Source organism: Streptomyces sp. NPDC028722 (genome assembly GCF_040637655.1).
Lineage (GTDB): Bacteria > Actinomycetota > Actinomycetes > Streptomycetales > Streptomycetaceae > Streptomyces.
Window position 1 is genome coordinate 265728 of record NZ_JBEZWU010000001.1, and the last position, 15471, is coordinate 281198.

Annotated in this window: 11 protein-coding genes; 10 read left to right on the forward strand and 1 reads right to left on the reverse strand. The window is 74.0% G+C overall.

Annotated features, from left to right (window positions below; translation table 11 throughout):
• The first annotated feature begins 148 nt into the window (after positions 1-148).
• From AB0F03_RS01175 to AB0F03_RS01210, 8 genes are all read left to right on the forward strand, one after another.
• On the forward strand, positions 149-1693 hold the full coding sequence (locus tag AB0F03_RS01175; protein ID WP_361985003.1) for a leucyl aminopeptidase: 1545 nt from the start codon (positions 149-151) through the stop codon (positions 1691-1693).
• 297 nt (positions 1694-1990) lie between these two features.
• Positions 1991-3379: a dihydrolipoyl dehydrogenase gene (gene lpdA, locus AB0F03_RS01180; protein WP_361985005.1), complete on the forward strand. Its 1389-nt coding sequence runs from the start codon at positions 1991-1993 to the stop codon at positions 3377-3379.
• Positions 3380-3439: 60 nt separating this feature from the next.
• Complete coding sequence (gene sucB / locus AB0F03_RS01185; protein WP_361985008.1) at positions 3440-5287, forward strand: 2-oxoglutarate dehydrogenase, E2 component, dihydrolipoamide succinyltransferase; 1848 nt, start codon at positions 3440-3442, stop codon at positions 5285-5287.
• Positions 5288-5469: 182 nt separating this feature from the next.
• The gene (locus tag AB0F03_RS01190) at positions 5470-6093 is read left to right on the forward strand and encodes a GntR family transcriptional regulator (RefSeq protein WP_361985011.1); all 624 of its coding nucleotides are present in this window, start codon (positions 5470-5472) and stop codon (positions 6091-6093) included.
• A 285-nt stretch (positions 6094-6378) separates the two neighbouring features.
• The gene (aceE, locus tag AB0F03_RS01195; RefSeq protein WP_361985014.1) at positions 6379-9081 is read left to right on the forward strand and encodes a pyruvate dehydrogenase (acetyl-transferring), homodimeric type; all 2703 of its coding nucleotides are present in this window, start codon (positions 6379-6381) and stop codon (positions 9079-9081) included.
• A gap of 307 nt (positions 9082-9388) precedes the next feature.
• Entirely contained in the window at positions 9389-10375 is a 987-nt protein-coding gene (locus AB0F03_RS01200) for a WYL domain-containing protein (RefSeq protein WP_361985017.1), read from the forward strand.
• 56 nt (positions 10376-10431) lie between these two features.
• Positions 10432-10950, forward strand: coding sequence for a DUF4240 domain-containing protein (locus AB0F03_RS01205; RefSeq protein ID WP_356825268.1), 519 nt, complete (start codon positions 10432-10434; stop codon positions 10948-10950).
• A 267-nt stretch (positions 10951-11217) separates the two neighbouring features.
• Entirely contained in the window at positions 11218-12402 is a 1185-nt protein-coding gene (locus AB0F03_RS01210) for a MarP family serine protease (protein WP_361985020.1), read from the forward strand.
• A gap of 46 nt (positions 12403-12448) precedes the next feature.
• Here the strand turns inward: AB0F03_RS01210 and AB0F03_RS01215 are convergent, their stop codons facing one another.
• Positions 12449-12934 carry a GNAT family N-acetyltransferase gene (locus tag AB0F03_RS01215; protein WP_361985023.1) on the reverse strand — a complete coding sequence of 162 codons (486 nt, stop codon included), beginning with the start codon at positions 12932-12934 and terminating at the stop codon, positions 12449-12451.
• A 73-nt stretch (positions 12935-13007) separates the two neighbouring features.
• Between AB0F03_RS01215 and AB0F03_RS01220 the strand changes: the two genes are divergently transcribed.
• On the forward strand, positions 13008-13904 hold the full coding sequence (locus AB0F03_RS01220; RefSeq protein ID WP_361985026.1) for a TIGR01777 family oxidoreductase: 897 nt from the start codon (positions 13008-13010) through the stop codon (positions 13902-13904).
• A gap of 181 nt (positions 13905-14085) precedes the next feature.
• Complete coding sequence (locus AB0F03_RS01225) at positions 14086-15459, forward strand: NAD(P)/FAD-dependent oxidoreductase (RefSeq protein ID WP_361985029.1); 1374 nt, start codon at positions 14086-14088, stop codon at positions 15457-15459.
• Positions 15460-15471: the final 12 nt, after the last annotated feature.

Below are 15471 nucleotides of genomic sequence, written 5' to 3' on the forward strand. Positions count from 1 at the left end.
CGTAGTCTCGTCCCGGGTGTTCGCCGACAGGGTGAAGGCCCCGGTGCCACCTGTCTCCAGGCCTGGACCTAGGGTCGGCTCTCGGGCCCGGTCGACCCACCCCATATCGGCCACAGCAACTTCACATCGGAAGCGAGATCTCACCACCGTGACTGCTCTGACTCTCAGCACCGCCGCGGCGCCCGGCCTGCGGGCCGACGCGATCGTGATCGGTGTCGCCAAGGGCGCCCAGGGGCCCGTCCTCGCGCCCGGCGCCGAGGCCGTGAACGAGGCGTACGACGGCAAGCTGGCCGGCCTCCTGGAGACCCTCGGCGCCTCGGGTGCCGAGGGCGAGCTGACGAAGCTGCCCTCCCCGGCCGGCTTCCGGGCCCCGCTCGTGGTGGCGGTGGGCCTGGGCGCCGAGCCCGGGACCGAGGACGCCGAGGACGCCGAGGCCGGTTACGACGCCGAGGCGCTGCGCAGGGGGGCCGGCGTGGCCGCCCGGGCGCTCGCCGGGGCGCGGAAGGCCGCGTTCGCGCTGCCCGTCGACGGCCCCGGCGCCGTCGAGGCGATCGGCGAGGGCGTGCTGCTCGGCGCGTACTCCTTCGACACCTACAAGGCCGGTGCCGAGGACCCGAAGGCCAAGAACGGCAAGACGCCGCTGGCCGAGGCCACGCTGCTCGGCGGCAAGCCGCGCGACGCCGCCCACAAGGGCGCGCTCGCCCGCGCGGTCGCGATCTGCGAGGAGCTGAACCGGGCCCGCGACCTCGTCAACACGCCGCCGAACGACCTCACCCCCGCCGACTTCGCCGGCATCGCGCAGGCCGCGGCCAAGGAGCACGGCCTCAAGGTGCAGGTGCTCGACGACAAGGCACTGGCCAAGGGCGGCTACGGCGGCATCCTGGGCGTCGGCGGCGGCTCCGAGGCGCCCCCGCGCCTGGTGAAGCTGTCGTACACGCACCCCGAGGCGGACAAGCACCTCGCCTTCGTCGGCAAGGGCATCACCTACGACTCCGGCGGCATCTCGCTGAAGCCGGCCGGGCACAACGAGACGATGAAGTGCGACATGGCGGGTGCGGCCGCGGTGTTCGGCGCGGTCGTCGCCGCCGCCCGCCTGGGCCTCGCCGTCAACGTCACGGGCTGGCTGGCGCTGGCCGAGAACATGCCCTCGGGTTCCGCCGTCCGTCCGGGTGACGTGCTGCGCATGTACAGCGGCAAGACCGTCGAGGTCCTCAACACCGACGCCGAGGGCCGTCTCGTCCTCGCCGACGCGCTGTGGGCGGCCTCGCAGGAGAACCCGGACGCGATCGTGGACGTCGCCACCCTGACCGGCGCGATGATGCTGGCGCTGGGCAGCCGGACCTTCGGCGTCATGGCCAACGACGAGGCGTTCCGCTCCGCCGTGCACGAGGCGGCCGAGGAGGTCGGCGAGCCGGCCTGGCCGATGCCGCTGCCGGAGCACCTGCGCAAGGGCATGGACTCACCCGTGGCCGACATCGCGAACATGGGCGAGCGCTGGGGCGGCGGGCTGGTCGCCGGCCTGTTCCTGCGCGAGTTCGTGGGCGAGGGCATCGCCTGGGCGCACCTGGACATCGCCGGCCCCGCGTTCAACGAGGGCGGCCCGTTCGGTTACACCCCCAAGGGCGGCACGGGTACGGCCGTGCGGACGCTGGTGCGGCTGGCGGAGCTGACGGCCGCGGGCGACCTCGGCTGATGTCCGCCTGACCGCCCGGCGCGATCCGCCGGGCGCGGGCCCGCGGGCGCGGGGAGCCGTTCGCACGGTTCCCCGCGCCCCTTCCGCGCGCCCCGCGTCTCCCGGGGGACGTGGGGTGCGTCACACCTCGGCCCGGCGTCTCGTCCGCCTCGAACAAGTGCAAAGATGGAGCCCGGCAGGACAGGGCCCCCACCGAAGGGCCGAAGCATCAAGCGGCCGGACACCAGCCGACCGGCCGGTCACCTCCCGAATGGACAGGGTGCCCGGCGCGCGGCACACATGCATGGAGGACGTGACGTGGCGAACGACGCCAGCACCGTTTTCGACCTAGTGATCCTCGGCGGTGGCAGCGGTGGTTACGCCGCGGCCCTGCGCGGGGCGCAGCTGGGCCTGGACGTCGCTCTGATCGAGAAGGACAAGGTCGGCGGCACCTGCCTGCACCGGGGCTGCATCCCCACCAAGGCCCTGCTGCACGCGGGCGAGATCGCCGACCAGGCCCGCGAGAGCGAGCAGTTCGGTGTCAAGGCCACCTTCGAGGGCATCGACGTCCCGGCCGTCCACAAGTACAAGGACGGTGTCGTCGCCGGCCTGTACAAGGGCCTCCAGGGTCTGATCGCGTCCCGCAAGGTGACGTACATCGAGGGCGAGGGCCGGCTGTCCTCCCCCACCTCCGTCGACGTCAACGGCCAGCGGGTCCAGGGCCGCCACGTCCTGCTGGCGACCGGCTCCGTGCCGAAGTCGCTGCCGGGCCTGGAGATCGACGGCGACCGGGTCATCTCCTCCGACCACGCCCTCGTCCTGGACCGCGTGCCGAAGTCCGCGATCATCCTGGGCGGCGGCGTCATCGGCGTCGAGTTCGCCTCGGCGTGGAAGTCCTTCGGCGCGGACGTCACCGTCATCGAGGGCCTGAAGCACCTCGTCCCGGTCGAGGACGAGAACTCCTCGAAGCTGCTGGAGCGCGCGTTCCGCAAGCGCGGCATCAAGTTCAACCTGGGCACCTTCTTCGAGAAGTCCGAGTACACCCAGGACGGCGTGAAGGTCACCCTGGCGGACGGCAAGCAGTTCGAGGCCGAGGTCCTCCTCGTCGCCGTCGGCCGCGGCCCGGTCTCCCAGGACCTGGGCTACGAGGAGGCCGGGGTCGCCATGGACCGCGGTTACGTCCTCGTCGACGAGTACATGCGGACCAACGTCCCGACCATCTCCGCCGTCGGTGACCTGGTCCCGACGCTCCAGCTCGCGCACGTCGGTTTCGCCGAGGGCATCCTGGTGGCGGAGCGTCTGGCCGGGCTGAAGACCGTCCCGATCGACTACGACGGCGTGCCGCGGGTGACGTACTGCCACCCGGAGGTCGCCTCCGTGGGTATCACCGAGGCCAAGGCCAAGGAGATCTACGGCGCGGACAAGGTCGTCGCTCTGAAGTACAACCTGGCGGGCAACGGCAAGAGCAAGATCCTGAACACCTCGGGCGAGATCAAGCTCGTCCAGGTGAAGGACGGTGCCGTGGTCGGCGTCCACATGGTCGGCGACCGCATGGGCGAGCAGGTGGGCGAGGCCCAGCTGATCTACAACTGGGAGGCGCTGCCGGCCGAGGTCGCCCAGCTCATCCACGCCCACCCGACGCAGAACGAGGCGATGGGCGAGGCCCACCTGGCGCTGGCCGGCAAGCCGCTGCACTCCCACGACTGAGCCTTCGGTCACGGGCGCGACGACACAGACTTCCGCAATTCGTTAGGAGCAACCGAAACCATGGCGGTTTCCGTAACCCTTCCGGCGCTCGGTGAGAGCGTCACCGAGGGCACTGTCACCCGCTGGCTGAAGGCCGAGGGAGAGCGCGTCGAGGCCGACGAGCCGCTGCTCGAGGTGTCGACCGACAAGGTCGACACCGAGATCCCCTCGCCCGCCGCCGGCGTGCTGGCCTCCATCAAGGTCGCCGAGGACGAGACCGTCGAGGTCGGTGCCGAGCTGGCCGTCATCGACGACGGCACGGGCGCGCCCGCCGCCGCCCCGGCCCCCGCCGCCGAGCCCGAGCCGGCCGCCGAGCCCGAGCCGGCGCAGGCCGAGGCGCCCGTCCCGGCCGCCCAGGCCGCTCCCTCCACGGAGCAGGCCGCCCCCGCCCCGGCCCCGACGGCCGAGGCCGCCGCCGGCGGTGCGTCCGCCGAGGGCACGGACGTGGTCCTGCCCGCGCTCGGTGAGTCCGTCACCGAGGGCACCGTCACCCGCTGGCTGAAGTCGGTCGGCGACTCCGTCGAGGCCGACGAGCCGCTGCTCGAGGTCTCCACGGACAAGGTCGACACCGAGATCCCGGCGCCCGCCTCCGGCGTGCTGCTGGAGATCGTGGTGAACGAGGACGAGACCGCCGAGGTCGGCGCCAAGCTCGCCGTCATCGGCGCGCCGGGCGCTGCTCCGGCCGCCGCCCCGGCTCCGGCCGCCCCGGCCGCGGAGCCCGCCGCCGCTGCCCCGGCACCCGCTCCGGCTCCGGCGCCCGCCCCGGCTCCCGCTCCCGCCCCGGCCCCGGCCGCCCCGCAGGCGCCGACGGCTCCGGCTCCGCAGCAGGTCACGACCCCGGCTCCCGACCCGGTGCCGTCCGCTCCGGCGCCGGCTCCGGCGCCCGCCCCCGCCCCGGCTGCCGCCCCGGCCGCTCCGGCGCCCGCCGCCCAGGCGAGCGACGAGGGCGCGTACGTGACCCCGCTGGTGCGCAAGCTCGCCGCGGAGAACGGCGTCGACCTGTCCGGCGTCAAGGGCACCGGCGTCGGCGGCCGCATCCGCAAGCAGGACGTCATCGCCGCCGCCGAGGCCGCGAAGGCCGCCCCGGCTCCGGCCGCTGCCGCCGCCGCGCCCGCCGCGAAGAAGGCCCCCGCCCTGGAGGCCTCCCCGCTGCGCGGCCAGACCGTCAAGATGCCCCGCATCCGCAAGGTCATCGGCGACAACATGGTCAAGGCGCTGCACGAGCAGGCCCAGCTGTCGTCGGTCGTCGAGGTCGACGTCACCCGCCTGATGCGCCTGCGCGCCCGGGCCAAGGACTCCTTCGCCGCACGCGAGGGCGTCAAGCTCTCCCCGATGCCGTTCTTCGTCAAGGCGGCGGCCCAGGCGCTGAAGGCCCACCCGGTCATCAACGCCCGGATCAACGAGGCCGAGGGCACGATCACCTACTTCGACACCGAGAGCGTCGGTATCGCGGTGGACTCCGAGAAGGGCCTGATGACCCCGGTCATCAAGCACGCGGGCGACCTCAACATCGCCGGCATCGCGAAGGCCACGGCGGAGCTGGCGGGCAAGGTCCGCGCCAACAAGATCACTCCGGACGAGCTGTCCGGCGCGACCTTCACCATCTCCAACACCGGTTCGCGCGGCGCGCTGTTCGACACGATCATCGTGCCCCCGAACCAGGTCGCGATCCTCGGCATCGGTGCCACGGTCAAGCGTCCGGCCGTCATCGAGACCGAGGAGGGCACGGTCATCGGCGTCCGCGACATGACCTACCTCACCCTCTCCTACGACCACCGTCTGGTGGACGGCGCCGACGCGGCCCGTTACCTGACGGCGGTCAAGGCGATCCTGGAGGCGGGCGAGTTCGAGGTCGAGCTGGGCCTGTAGCGCCGACCGGCTGTCACACGCTGGTGCCCCCGCCCGGGAAGTTCCGGGCGGGGGCACCGGCGTTGGGGGGCGCCCACACCGTGTGCGCCTCGTCTCACCTGCGCCGAAGCACCCCCGCGCGCCCTGCCCACGGAGCGAACCCGCCGTATTGTCTACACGTCAGCCCTCCCGAAGGAGCCCTCATGACCGCGCCCGTCGTCCACTCGCTGCGCGAACAGATCCGCGAGCACATCGTGGAGGGGATCGTCAGCGGGCGCTGGCAGCCGGGTGAGCGCATCGTGGAGCGCCGGATCGCCACCGAGCTGGAGGTCAGCCAGACCCCGGTCCGGGAGGCGTTGCGCGAGCTGGAGTCCCTGCGCCTGATCGAGTCGGCTCCGAACAAGGGCGTACGCGTCCGCAGTCTGAGCGCGGCAGACCTGGAGGAGAGCTATCCCGTCCGGGCGGGTCTGGAGGCCATCGCGGCGGAACTGGCCGTCGAGCGGCTCGCGGAGGACTGCTCGGCGCTGGAGCCGCACGTGCTGGCCCTGTACGAGGCCGACCGCGAGGGCGACGGCACGGCACAGGTGCGCCACACGGTCGGCTTCCACCGCGAGCTGGTGCGCGCGGCGCAGAACTCCGTGCTGCTGCACACGTGGGAGGGCCTGGGCATCGAGGTCTTCACGGCGCTGTCGATCCGCTGGCTGGGCACGGTCCAGCAGTCGTACGCGGAGGAGCACGAGGAGCTGGTGCAGGCGTTCAAGCGCCGGGATCCGCGGATCGCGGAGCTGGTGAAGGCGCACGTCCTGGGCTGCGCCCCGCGCGCCTGATCCTGGGCTGCGCGCCGCACGCCTGACTCCACCGAGCATCCCACCGCTCACCTGCGAAAACTCCCCCGAAGCGCGTCACCCGGTGCCAGTACCGAAGGCACCGCGTGCCGACTTTCTTCAAATCAAGAGGTTTTCGCACTCAACCCTTTGATCGATCATCGATCAGGGAGTTACAGTCGCCGACGGACTTCTACCGGAGTCCGCTGCCCTGTCCTGCCAAAGACCAAGGGCAACCCCGAACCCTTACCGATGAGGGAACCCCCTTCGACCGAGGAAGGCGGCGACATGACCGACCCCCAGGCCATCCAGCCGAGCGCGCTCGACCAGCTCCCGGACCGCGACCCGGAGGAGACCGCCGAATGGCAGGCCTCCCTGGACGCCGTCGCCCGGGAGGCCGGACCGCACCGCGCCGCGTACCTGATGCGCCGCACGCTGGAGCGCGCCGAGGCGGGTGGCATCGCGCTGCCGAAACTCCTCGAGACCGACTACGTCAACACCATCCCGACCGCCGCCGAGCCGTCCGTGCCCGGCGACCCGGAGATGGAAGCCCGGATCACCGCCTGGAACCGCTGGAACGCGGCCGCCATGGTGACCCGCGGCGCGAAGCACGGCGTCGGCGGCCACATCGCCACCTTCGCCTCCGCGGCCTGGCTGTACGAGACCGGCTTCAACCACTTCTTCAAGGGCAAGGAGGGCGACGGTTCCGGCGACCAGCTGTACATCCAGGGCCACGCCTCCCCCGGCATCTACGCCCGCGCCTTCCTCGACGGCCGCCTGGACGAGCACCACCTGGACAACTTCCGCCAGGAGGCCGGCGGCAGCGGCCTGCCGTCGTACCCGCACCCGCGCCGGCTGCCCTGGCTGTGGGAGTTCCCGACGGTGTCGATGGGCCTCGGCCCGCTCTCCGCGATCTACCAGGCGCGCTTCAACCGCTACCTGACCAACCGCGGCATCAAGGACGTCTCCGCCTCGCACGTGTGGGCGTTCCTCGGCGACGGCGAGATGGACGAGCCGGAGTCGACGGCGGCCCTCGCGCTCGCCGCCCGTGAGGAACTGGACAACCTCACCTTCGTCATCAACTGCAACCTCCAGCGCCTCGACGGCCCGGTCCGCGCCAACTTCAAGATCGTGCAGGAGCTGGAGGCACAGTTCCGCGGCGCCGGCTGGAACGTCGTCAAGACGCTGTGGGGCTCCGCCTGGGACGAGCTGTTCCAGCTGGACACCACGGGCGCGCTGGTACGCCGGCTGCGCCAGGTACCGGACGCGCAGGTCCAGACGTACCAGACCCGCGACGCCGCCTACATCCGCCAGGACTTCTTCGGCGCCGACCCGGCGCTGGCGGAGATGGCGAAGCTGCTGAGCGACGACAAGATCCTCGAATGCTTCCACCTCTCGCGCGGCGGTCACGAGTCCCGCAAGGTGTACGCCGCGTACAAGGCCGCCGTCGAGCACAAGGGCGCGCCGACCGTGATCCTGGCCCAGACGGTCAAGGGCCACACCCTCGGTGAGGGCTTCGCGTCGAAGAACGCCAACCACCAGATGAAGAAGCTCTCGGTGGACGAGTTCAAGGCGATGCGCGACCTGCTGGAGCTGCCCATCAAGGACAGCGACTTCGTCGACGGCGTGGTCCCCTACGGCCACCCGGGCGCCGACTCCCCCGAGGTCCGCTACCTCCAGGAGCGCCGCGCGGCCCTCGGCGGCCCGGCCCCCGCCCGCCGTACCCACGCCCTGGCCCCGCTGCCCGCCCCCGCCGAGAAGGCCTTCGCCTCCTTCGACAAGGGCTCCGGCTCCCAGAACGTGGCCACCACCATGGCCTTCGTCCGCCTGGTCAAGGACCTGGTCCGCGACAAGGAGACGGGCCGGCGCTGGGTGCCGATCGTCCCCGACGAGGCGCGCACCTTCGGCATGGAGTCGCTGTTCCCGTCCCTGGGCATCTACTCCCCCAAGGGCCAGACGTACGAGCCGGTCGACCGCGACCAGCTGATGTACTACAAGGAGGCCGAGAACGGCCAGATCCTCAACGAGGGGATCACCGAGGCCGGTTCCATGGCCGACTTCATCGCCGCGTCGACCGCGTACGCGACGCACGGCGAGGCGATGATCCCGTTCTACATCTTCTACTCGATGTTCGGCTGGCAGCGCACCGCCGACCAGATGTGGCAGCTCGGCGACCAGCTCGGCCGCGGCTTCCTCGTCGGCGCCACGGCCGGCCGTACGACCCTGACGGGCGAGGGCCTCCAGCACGCCGACGGGCACTCCCCGGTCATCGCCGCCACCAACCCGGCCGCCCTGAGCTACGACCCCGCCTTCGCCTACGAGATCGCGGTGATCGTCCGCGAGGGTCTGCGCCGGATGTACGGCGAGGCCGCGCCCGGTGAGGACCAGAACGTCTTCTACTACCTGACGGTCTACAACGAGCCGCTGCCGCAGCCCGCCAAGCCGCAGGGTCTGGGCATCGACGAGGGCATCGTCAAGGGCCTGTACCGCTTCAACACCGCCGAGTCCGCGGGTGTGGCCGTGCCCGCCGACGCCCCGCGCGTCCAGCTGCTCGGCTCCGGTACGGCGATCCACTGGGCCCTCCGGGCGCAGCGGCTGCTCGCCGAGGAGTGGGGCGTGGCCGCCGACGTGTGGTCGGCGACGTCCTGGACGGAGCTGCGCCGGGACGCGCTGGAGGCCGACGCGGCGCTGCTGCGCGGCGAGGAGCGGGTGCCGTTCGTCCGCCAGGCGCTCCAGGGCGCCGAGGGCCCGGTGCTGGCCGTGTCCGACTACATGCGCCAGGTTCCCGACCAGATCGCGCAGTGGGTCGAGCAGGACTACTCGTCCCTGGGCGCCGACGGTTTCGGCCTGTCGGACACCCGCGAGGCGGCCCGCCGCCACTTCGGCATCGACGCCCCGTCGATCGTCGTCGCGGCCCTGGCCCAGCTGGCCCGCCGCGGCGAGGTGAAGGCCACGGCCGTCAAGGAGGCCCGCGAGAAGTACGGCCTGTAGACACCGGGCACCGCCGTCGCGGCGGACCGGGGACGCGTACCGCGTCCCCGGTCCGCCGCGTTCGTCTTCCACCGCGTTCGTCCTCGGCTGCGTGCGTCCTCCGCCGCGTTCAGTCTCCGCGCCCGGCAGTACCGGACGCCGCGCCCGCGTCCCGGTCGGCCGCCGCGCACCCGGCGGCCGACCGTGTCCGCGTACAGCCAGGTGCGTGCGTCCTCCGCCGTGACGGCGCCAGGACCGCGCGGCGGTGACCGGCCGGCGGCGGACCGTGCCCGTCCCCGCTGTCGGCCGGCTCCGGCATCATGAGTCCATGCGTGCGGCCCGGCTCATCAGAATGGTTCTCCTGCTCCAGTCCCGGCCCGCCATGACCGCCGCCGAACTCGCGCGGGAGCTGGAGGTGTCGGAGCGGACCGTGGCGCGCGACGCGCAGGCGCTGTCGGAGGCCGGGGTGCCGGTGTACGCCGACCGCGGGCGGGCCGGCGGATACCGGCTGGCCGGCGGGTACCGGACGCGGCTGACGGGCCTGGCGCGCGGCGAGGCGGAGGCGCTGTTCCTGAGCGGGGTGCCGGGCGCGCTGCGGGAGATGGGGCTGGAGGACACCGCCTCGGCGGCCCGGCTGAAGGTGGCGGCCGCGCTGCTGCCCTCGCTGCGCGACGCCCCGGACAGCGCCGCCCAGCGGTTCCATCTGGACGCCCCGGCCTGGTTCCGGGAACCGGTGACGCCCGGCCTGCTGCCCGTGATCGCGGAGGCGGTGTGGGACGACCGGCGGATCGACGCGGTCTACCGGCGCGGGGAGGATGCCGTGAAGCGGCGGCTGGAGCCGTACGGGCTCGTGCTGAAGGCGGGTGTCTGGTACCTGTGCGCGCGGGTGGCCGACGGCGGCTCCCCGCGGACGTACCGCGTCGACCGGTTCGACACCGTCGACGCCCTCGGCGAGCGGTTCGCCCGCGACCCGGGCTTCGACCTGCCCGCCCACTGGGCGGACCAGACCGAGCGCTTCGCCCGGTCGATCCTGCGCACCGAGGTCGTCGTACGGCTGTCCCCGCGGGGCCTGCGCGGGCTGCCGCACGCCGTCGACCCGCTCTCCGCGCGCCGGGCACTGGCGGGTGCGGGGGCGCCCGACGCCGGCGGATGGGTGACGGTGACACTGCCCGTGGAGTCGGAGGAGGTCGCGCACGCCCAGCTGACGGCGCTCGGGCCGGAGGCGGAGGTGCTGGCTCCGGCGAGCCTGCGGGAGCGGTGCGCGGCCGACGCGGCCCGGCTCGCACAGCTGTACGGGCGGGCGGGCGCCGGGTAACGATCCGCGGTACTCCACGTGCGGCCCACCGGCCGAGGCCCGATGCTGGTGGCGTGATGGACGAGACGGAGTTCTGGGAGCTGATCGACGCCGCCCGCGAGGCCGCCGGGGGCGACCCCGAGGAGCAGGCCGACCTGCTCGTGGAACGGCTGCTCCGGCTGGACCCCGATCTCGTCCTGGACTTCGCCCGGCACTTCGAGGCCCGTTACAACCGCGCCTACCGGTGGGACCTGTGGGGCGCGGCCTGGGTGCTGCTGGACGGGTGCAGCGACGACGCGTTCGACTTCTTCCGGTGCTGGCTGATCGGCCAGGGCCGGGAGGTCTTCGAGGGCGCCCTGCACGATCCGGACGCGCTGGCCGGGCTGCTGGGCGAGTTCGACGAGGAGATCGACGGCGACGGCGAGGAGCTGGGCTACGCGGCGGACGAGGCGTACGAGCAGCTGACCGGGACCGTCGCGCCCGATCTGGGCATCGCCCCGGCGCCCGCGGAGCCCGAGGGCACGCCGGTGGACCTGGAGAACGAGCGGGCGCTCGCGCAGCGGTATCCGCGCCTGTGGGAGCGGTTCAAGGACTGACGCCGGCCCGGTCCGCGCGGTGGTACGGCCGGCCACGGTGGGGCCCGGCTGGGCCGCGTGCGGTCCGGGTCCGGCCGGTCCTGTCCCGCGCGGGTGCGGGGCGGCGGGCCCCGGACCGTCCCGGTGGAACCATCGCCCGGGTCCCGGACGTTTCCGGGGTACACACGTACGTGAGCCGGTTTCGCCGCCGGGTGCGCTCACGCACGGGTGGCCGGCCGGCGGACCCGTCCCGGCCGTGCGGAGGGGTCCGGGAGAGAGGCGGCTGGCGTGGACCTGCTCGACCTGCTGCTCGCGCTGCTGATCGTCGTGTACGCGGTGTCCGGATACCGGCGCGGACTGGTGGCCGGATGCGTCTCGCTGACCGGGTTCGTGGGCGGCGCCGCGGTCGGGGTGTGGGTGCTGCCGTGGGTGACGGGCCAGGTGGCGCGGGGCACGTCGGCGGCGACGGTGCTCGCGGTGCTGACGGTGGTGGTCCCGGCGGTGGTGGGGCACGAACTGGCGGGCCGGCTGGCGCTGCGGCTGCGCGGGGAGCTGGACCGGGGGCCGCTGCGGGTCGCGGACGGGGCCGGGGGCGCGGCGGCGAACGCGGTGGCGGTGCTGATCGTGGCCTGGGTGGCGGGGAGCGTGCTGGGCGCGGCCCCGGCGCGAACGCTGTCGACGCAGATACGGGACTCGACACTGCTGGGCGCGGTGCAGCAGGCGATGCCCGAGACGACACCGGCGTGGTTCTCGCGGGCGACGTCCGCGCTGGCCGACGCGGGTTTCCCGCAGGTGTTCAACCCGTTCGAGAACGAGTCGACGGCCCGGGTGGCCCGGCCCTCCGGTGACAGTGTGACCCCCGCGGCGTCGGAGGCGGCCCGCAGGAGTTCGGTGAAGATCGAGGGCGCCGCCGGCAACGAGGGCCGGGAGGGCAGCGGGTTCGTGTACGCGCCGGAGCGGGTGATGACCAACGCGCACGTGGTGGCGGGCATCGACCGCCCGGGCGTGCGGGTCGGCGGGGTCGGTCCCTCGTACGGGGCCCGGGTGGTGCTGTTCGACCCCGACCGGGACGTGGCGGTGCTGTACGTGCCGGGACTGCGCGCCCCGGTGCTGCGGTTCGGCGGCGGTGCCGTGCGCGGGGACTCGGCGGTGGTGGCCGGCTATCCGCAGGACGGGGGCCTGGACCTCCAGGCGGCGACGGTCGCGAACCGGGTGCGGGCGCTGGGGCAGGACATCCACAACGACCGCGCGGTCACCCGGGAGGTGTACTCGATCCGGTCCACGGTCCGGCCGGGCAACTCCGGGGGCCCGCTGCTGACGACGGGCGGCCGGGTGTTCGGGGTGGTCTTCGCCCGCTCCACCTCGGACGCCGAGACGGGTTACGCGCTGACGGCGGCCGAGGTGGCGGCCGACGCCCGGCGCGCGGCCGCGGCGACGGCGCCGGTGGACACGGGCGAGCTGGTCGGTTCCTGACGAGGGCGGCCGGTGGCCGCGGCCCGGTCCGCCGGGTGCGCGGGGCTCACAGCCGGCGGCCCATGAGGATGTCGTCGACGTAGGTGCCGTCCAGGTGGAACTCTTCGGGCAGCACGCCCTCGACGGCGAACCCCTCGGACTCGTAGAGCCGGCGTGCCGGGGTGTTGTGCCCGAGGACGCGCAGGGTGAGGCGCCGGGCGCCGCGTCCCCGGGCCTCGGCGACGGCGGCCCGGATCAGGGCCCGCCCGACACCCTGCCCGCGCGCTTCCTCGGCGACGAGGAAGCCCTGGACCGCCAGGACGTGCGCGTTGGAGGCGAGCGGGGTCGGGCGGACGAGGCGGATGTAGCCGAGGAGGCGCCCGCCGGCCTCGGCGACCAGGTGGTCCCGCGGGTCGTGCCGCTCGAAGAACGGCGCGTAGGGCGGCTCGGGCGCGGGCACCACCTCGTGCAGGGGGGACCATGCGGCCCGGTCGAGGCGGGCCAGTTCGGCGTCGTCGTCGGGGCGGGCGGCGCGCAGGGACAGCTCGGACATGGTGATCACCCTACGGCGGGCCGTCCGGGGCGCCCACCGGGTTTCCCGGCGGCTGTGCGGTCATGCTGGTGGCATGGAACGTTCACGCATCGCGGTGGCCGGCGCGTCCGGCCTCATCGGCAGCGCTCTGGTGCGGTCCCTGACCGCGGACGGGCACGAGGTGGTACGTCTGGTGCGCCGTGCGCCCCGCGGCGCGGACGAGGTCCGCTGGGACCCCGGGCGGAGTCACGTCGACGCGGCCGGGCTGACCGGCTGCGACGCGGTGGTCAACCTGGCGGGGGCCGGGGTGGGTGACCGGCGCTGGACTCCGGAGTACAAGCGGCTGCTCCGGGACAGCCGGGTGCGGGGCACGGCCGCGCTCGCCGAGGCGGTGACCGCGCTCCCCGAGCCGCCGCGGGTGTTCCTGAACGGCAGCGCGATCGGCTTCTACGGTGACACCGGCGACCGCGTGGTGGACGAGGACGCCCCGCCGGGCGACGGCTTCCTGTCCGGGCTGTGCGTGGAGTGGGAGGAGGCGGCGGCCCCCGTGCGGGAGGCGGGGGTGCGGACGGTGTTCCTGCGCACGGGGCTGGTCGTGGCCCGGGACGGCGGGGCGTGGGCGCGGCTGTTCCCGCTGTTCCGGGCGGGGCTCGGGGGGCGGCTGGGCGACGGGCGGCAGTACTGGTCGTACATCGCGCTGCACGACGAGGTCGCCGCGATCCGGCACGTCCTGGACACCGCCACGCTGTCCGGGCCGGTCAATCTGACGGCGCCCGAGCCGCTGACGAACCGTGAGATCACGGCGGCGATGTCCCGGGTGCTGCGCCGCCCGGCGGTGTTCGCGGTGCCCGCGCCGGCGCTGCGGGCGGCGCTCGGGGAGATGGCCGGGGATGTGCTGGGCAGTCAGCGGGTGGTGCCGAAGCGGTTGCTGGAGTCGGGGTTCCGGTTCGCCTTCCCGGGCATCGATGAGGCGATCCGTGCGGCGGGATGAGCCGACTGGCAACCAGGGCGAACGAAAGTGACCGTATGCGACCTCTATGCGACCGTGCTCTGTTGATGCGCGACTCCTTCTGACCGAAGGCGGCCCCTACCCTCGACGCGAACTCCGGTATCCCGGACGCCAGTTGGGGGCATGACGTCTCCACCGGCCGCGCAACCACAGGAGGGGCCTCGTGCTTGAGCCCGCGTACCAGGTGGACGTCGTCGTCGTGGGAGCCGGAGTCGCCGGCCTCTCGGCGGCTCACCGGCTGACCAGCGCAGGACTGACGACCGCGGTCCTGGAGGCCGCCCCGTCCGTCGGCGGCCGTATGTCGACCGAGAAGGTCGACGGCTTCCGGCTCGACCGCATCGGACAGCTGCTGTCCACGTCCTACCCCGAACTCCGCCCGACCCCGGGCCCGGGCGCCCTGGCCGTGCGCCGCTTCGCGCCGGGCGTCCTGCTGCACCGCGACGGCCGCACCCAGCGCGCGGGCGCGCCGGCGCCCGGAGGGAGCGCGCGGGGCGCACGGGGCGCACTTCACGTGGTGCGAGCCCTCGCCGGCACCCCCCGGGGCCCGGTGCCCCCGCCCGGCCGGGCCGGCGCGCCGGTGGGCGGCGCCGTGGACCAGGCCCGGCTGGGCGCCGCGCTCGGCCGGATCGCGGCCACGCCCGTCGACCGCCTCCTGGCCCGCCCCGAGCTGCCGGCCGCGCTGGCCCTCGCCCGGCGCGGGGTGCCGGCGCGCACCATCGAGGGCTTCCTGCGCCCGCTGCTCGCCGCACTGCTGTGCGACCCGGAGCTGATCACGTCCAGCCGGTGCGCCGACCTGGCGCTGCACGCCTTCGCGAGCGGACGGCTGTGCGTGCCCGAGGGCGGCGCCAGGACGCTGCCCGAGCTGCTGTCCCGGGCGCTGCCACCGGACACCGTGCACACCGGGGTGCGGGTCACCTCGGTGTCCACGACGTCGGTGGCCACCGCCGAGCACGGGGAGATCCGCTGCCGGGCGGTGCTGCTCGCGACCGACGCGCGGGCCGCGGCGGAACTGCTGCCGGGGCTCCGGGTGCCGGACTTCCACCCGGTGACCGTGCTCCACCACACCACCGACGAGCCCGGGGCGGCCTTCACGACCGGGACCTCACTGCTGCTGGACGCCGACCGGGGCGGGCCGGTGGCGCACACGGCGGTGCTCAGCAACGTGGACCCGAGCCGGGCGCCGGCCGGCCGGACGCTGATCTCCTCGACCGTGCTGGGCACCCCGCCACCAGGCGTGGACACGGCGGTCCGCATCCACCTCGCCCGGCTCTACGGCACCTCGACGCGCCACTGGGAGACGCTGGCCGTGCACCACACGCCGGAGGCGGTCCCGGTGATGCGCCCGCCGCACGATCCGCGCCGGCCGGTACGGCTGCTGGCGGGTCTGTACGTCTGCGGGGACCACCGGGACTCCGGCACCGTCCAGGGCGCTCTGCACTCCGCCCGCCGGGCGGCGACGGCGATCCTCTCCGACCTGGGCATGGCGGCCTCCCTCCACCGGGCCGACCCGGTCCCGACGCTGCCGCGGGCTGCCTGAGGCCCGGGGCGC

What these genes read in the sequence shown, in the direction of transcription:
- AB0F03_RS01220 (WP_361985026.1), top strand. Translation starts at nt 13,008, where the DNA reads ATGGAACGTTCACGCATCGCGGTGGCCGGCGCGTCCGGCCTCATCGGC.
- AB0F03_RS01215 (WP_361985023.1), bottom strand. Translation starts at nt 12,934, where the DNA reads ATGTCCGAGCTGTCCCTGCGCGCCGCCCGCCCCGACGACGACGCCGAA.
- AB0F03_RS01190 (WP_361985011.1), top strand. Translation starts at nt 5,470, where the DNA reads ATGACCGCGCCCGTCGTCCACTCGCTGCGCGAACAGATCCGCGAGCAC.
- AB0F03_RS01205 (WP_356825268.1), top strand. Translation starts at nt 10,432, where the DNA reads ATGGACGAGACGGAGTTCTGGGAGCTGATCGACGCCGCCCGCGAGGCC.
- aceE (WP_361985014.1), top strand. Translation starts at nt 6,379, where the DNA reads ATGACCGACCCCCAGGCCATCCAGCCGAGCGCGCTCGACCAGCTCCCG.
- sucB (WP_361985008.1), top strand. Translation starts at nt 3,440, where the DNA reads ATGGCGGTTTCCGTAACCCTTCCGGCGCTCGGTGAGAGCGTCACCGAG.
- AB0F03_RS01200 (WP_361985017.1), top strand. Translation starts at nt 9,389, where the DNA reads ATGCGTGCGGCCCGGCTCATCAGAATGGTTCTCCTGCTCCAGTCCCGG.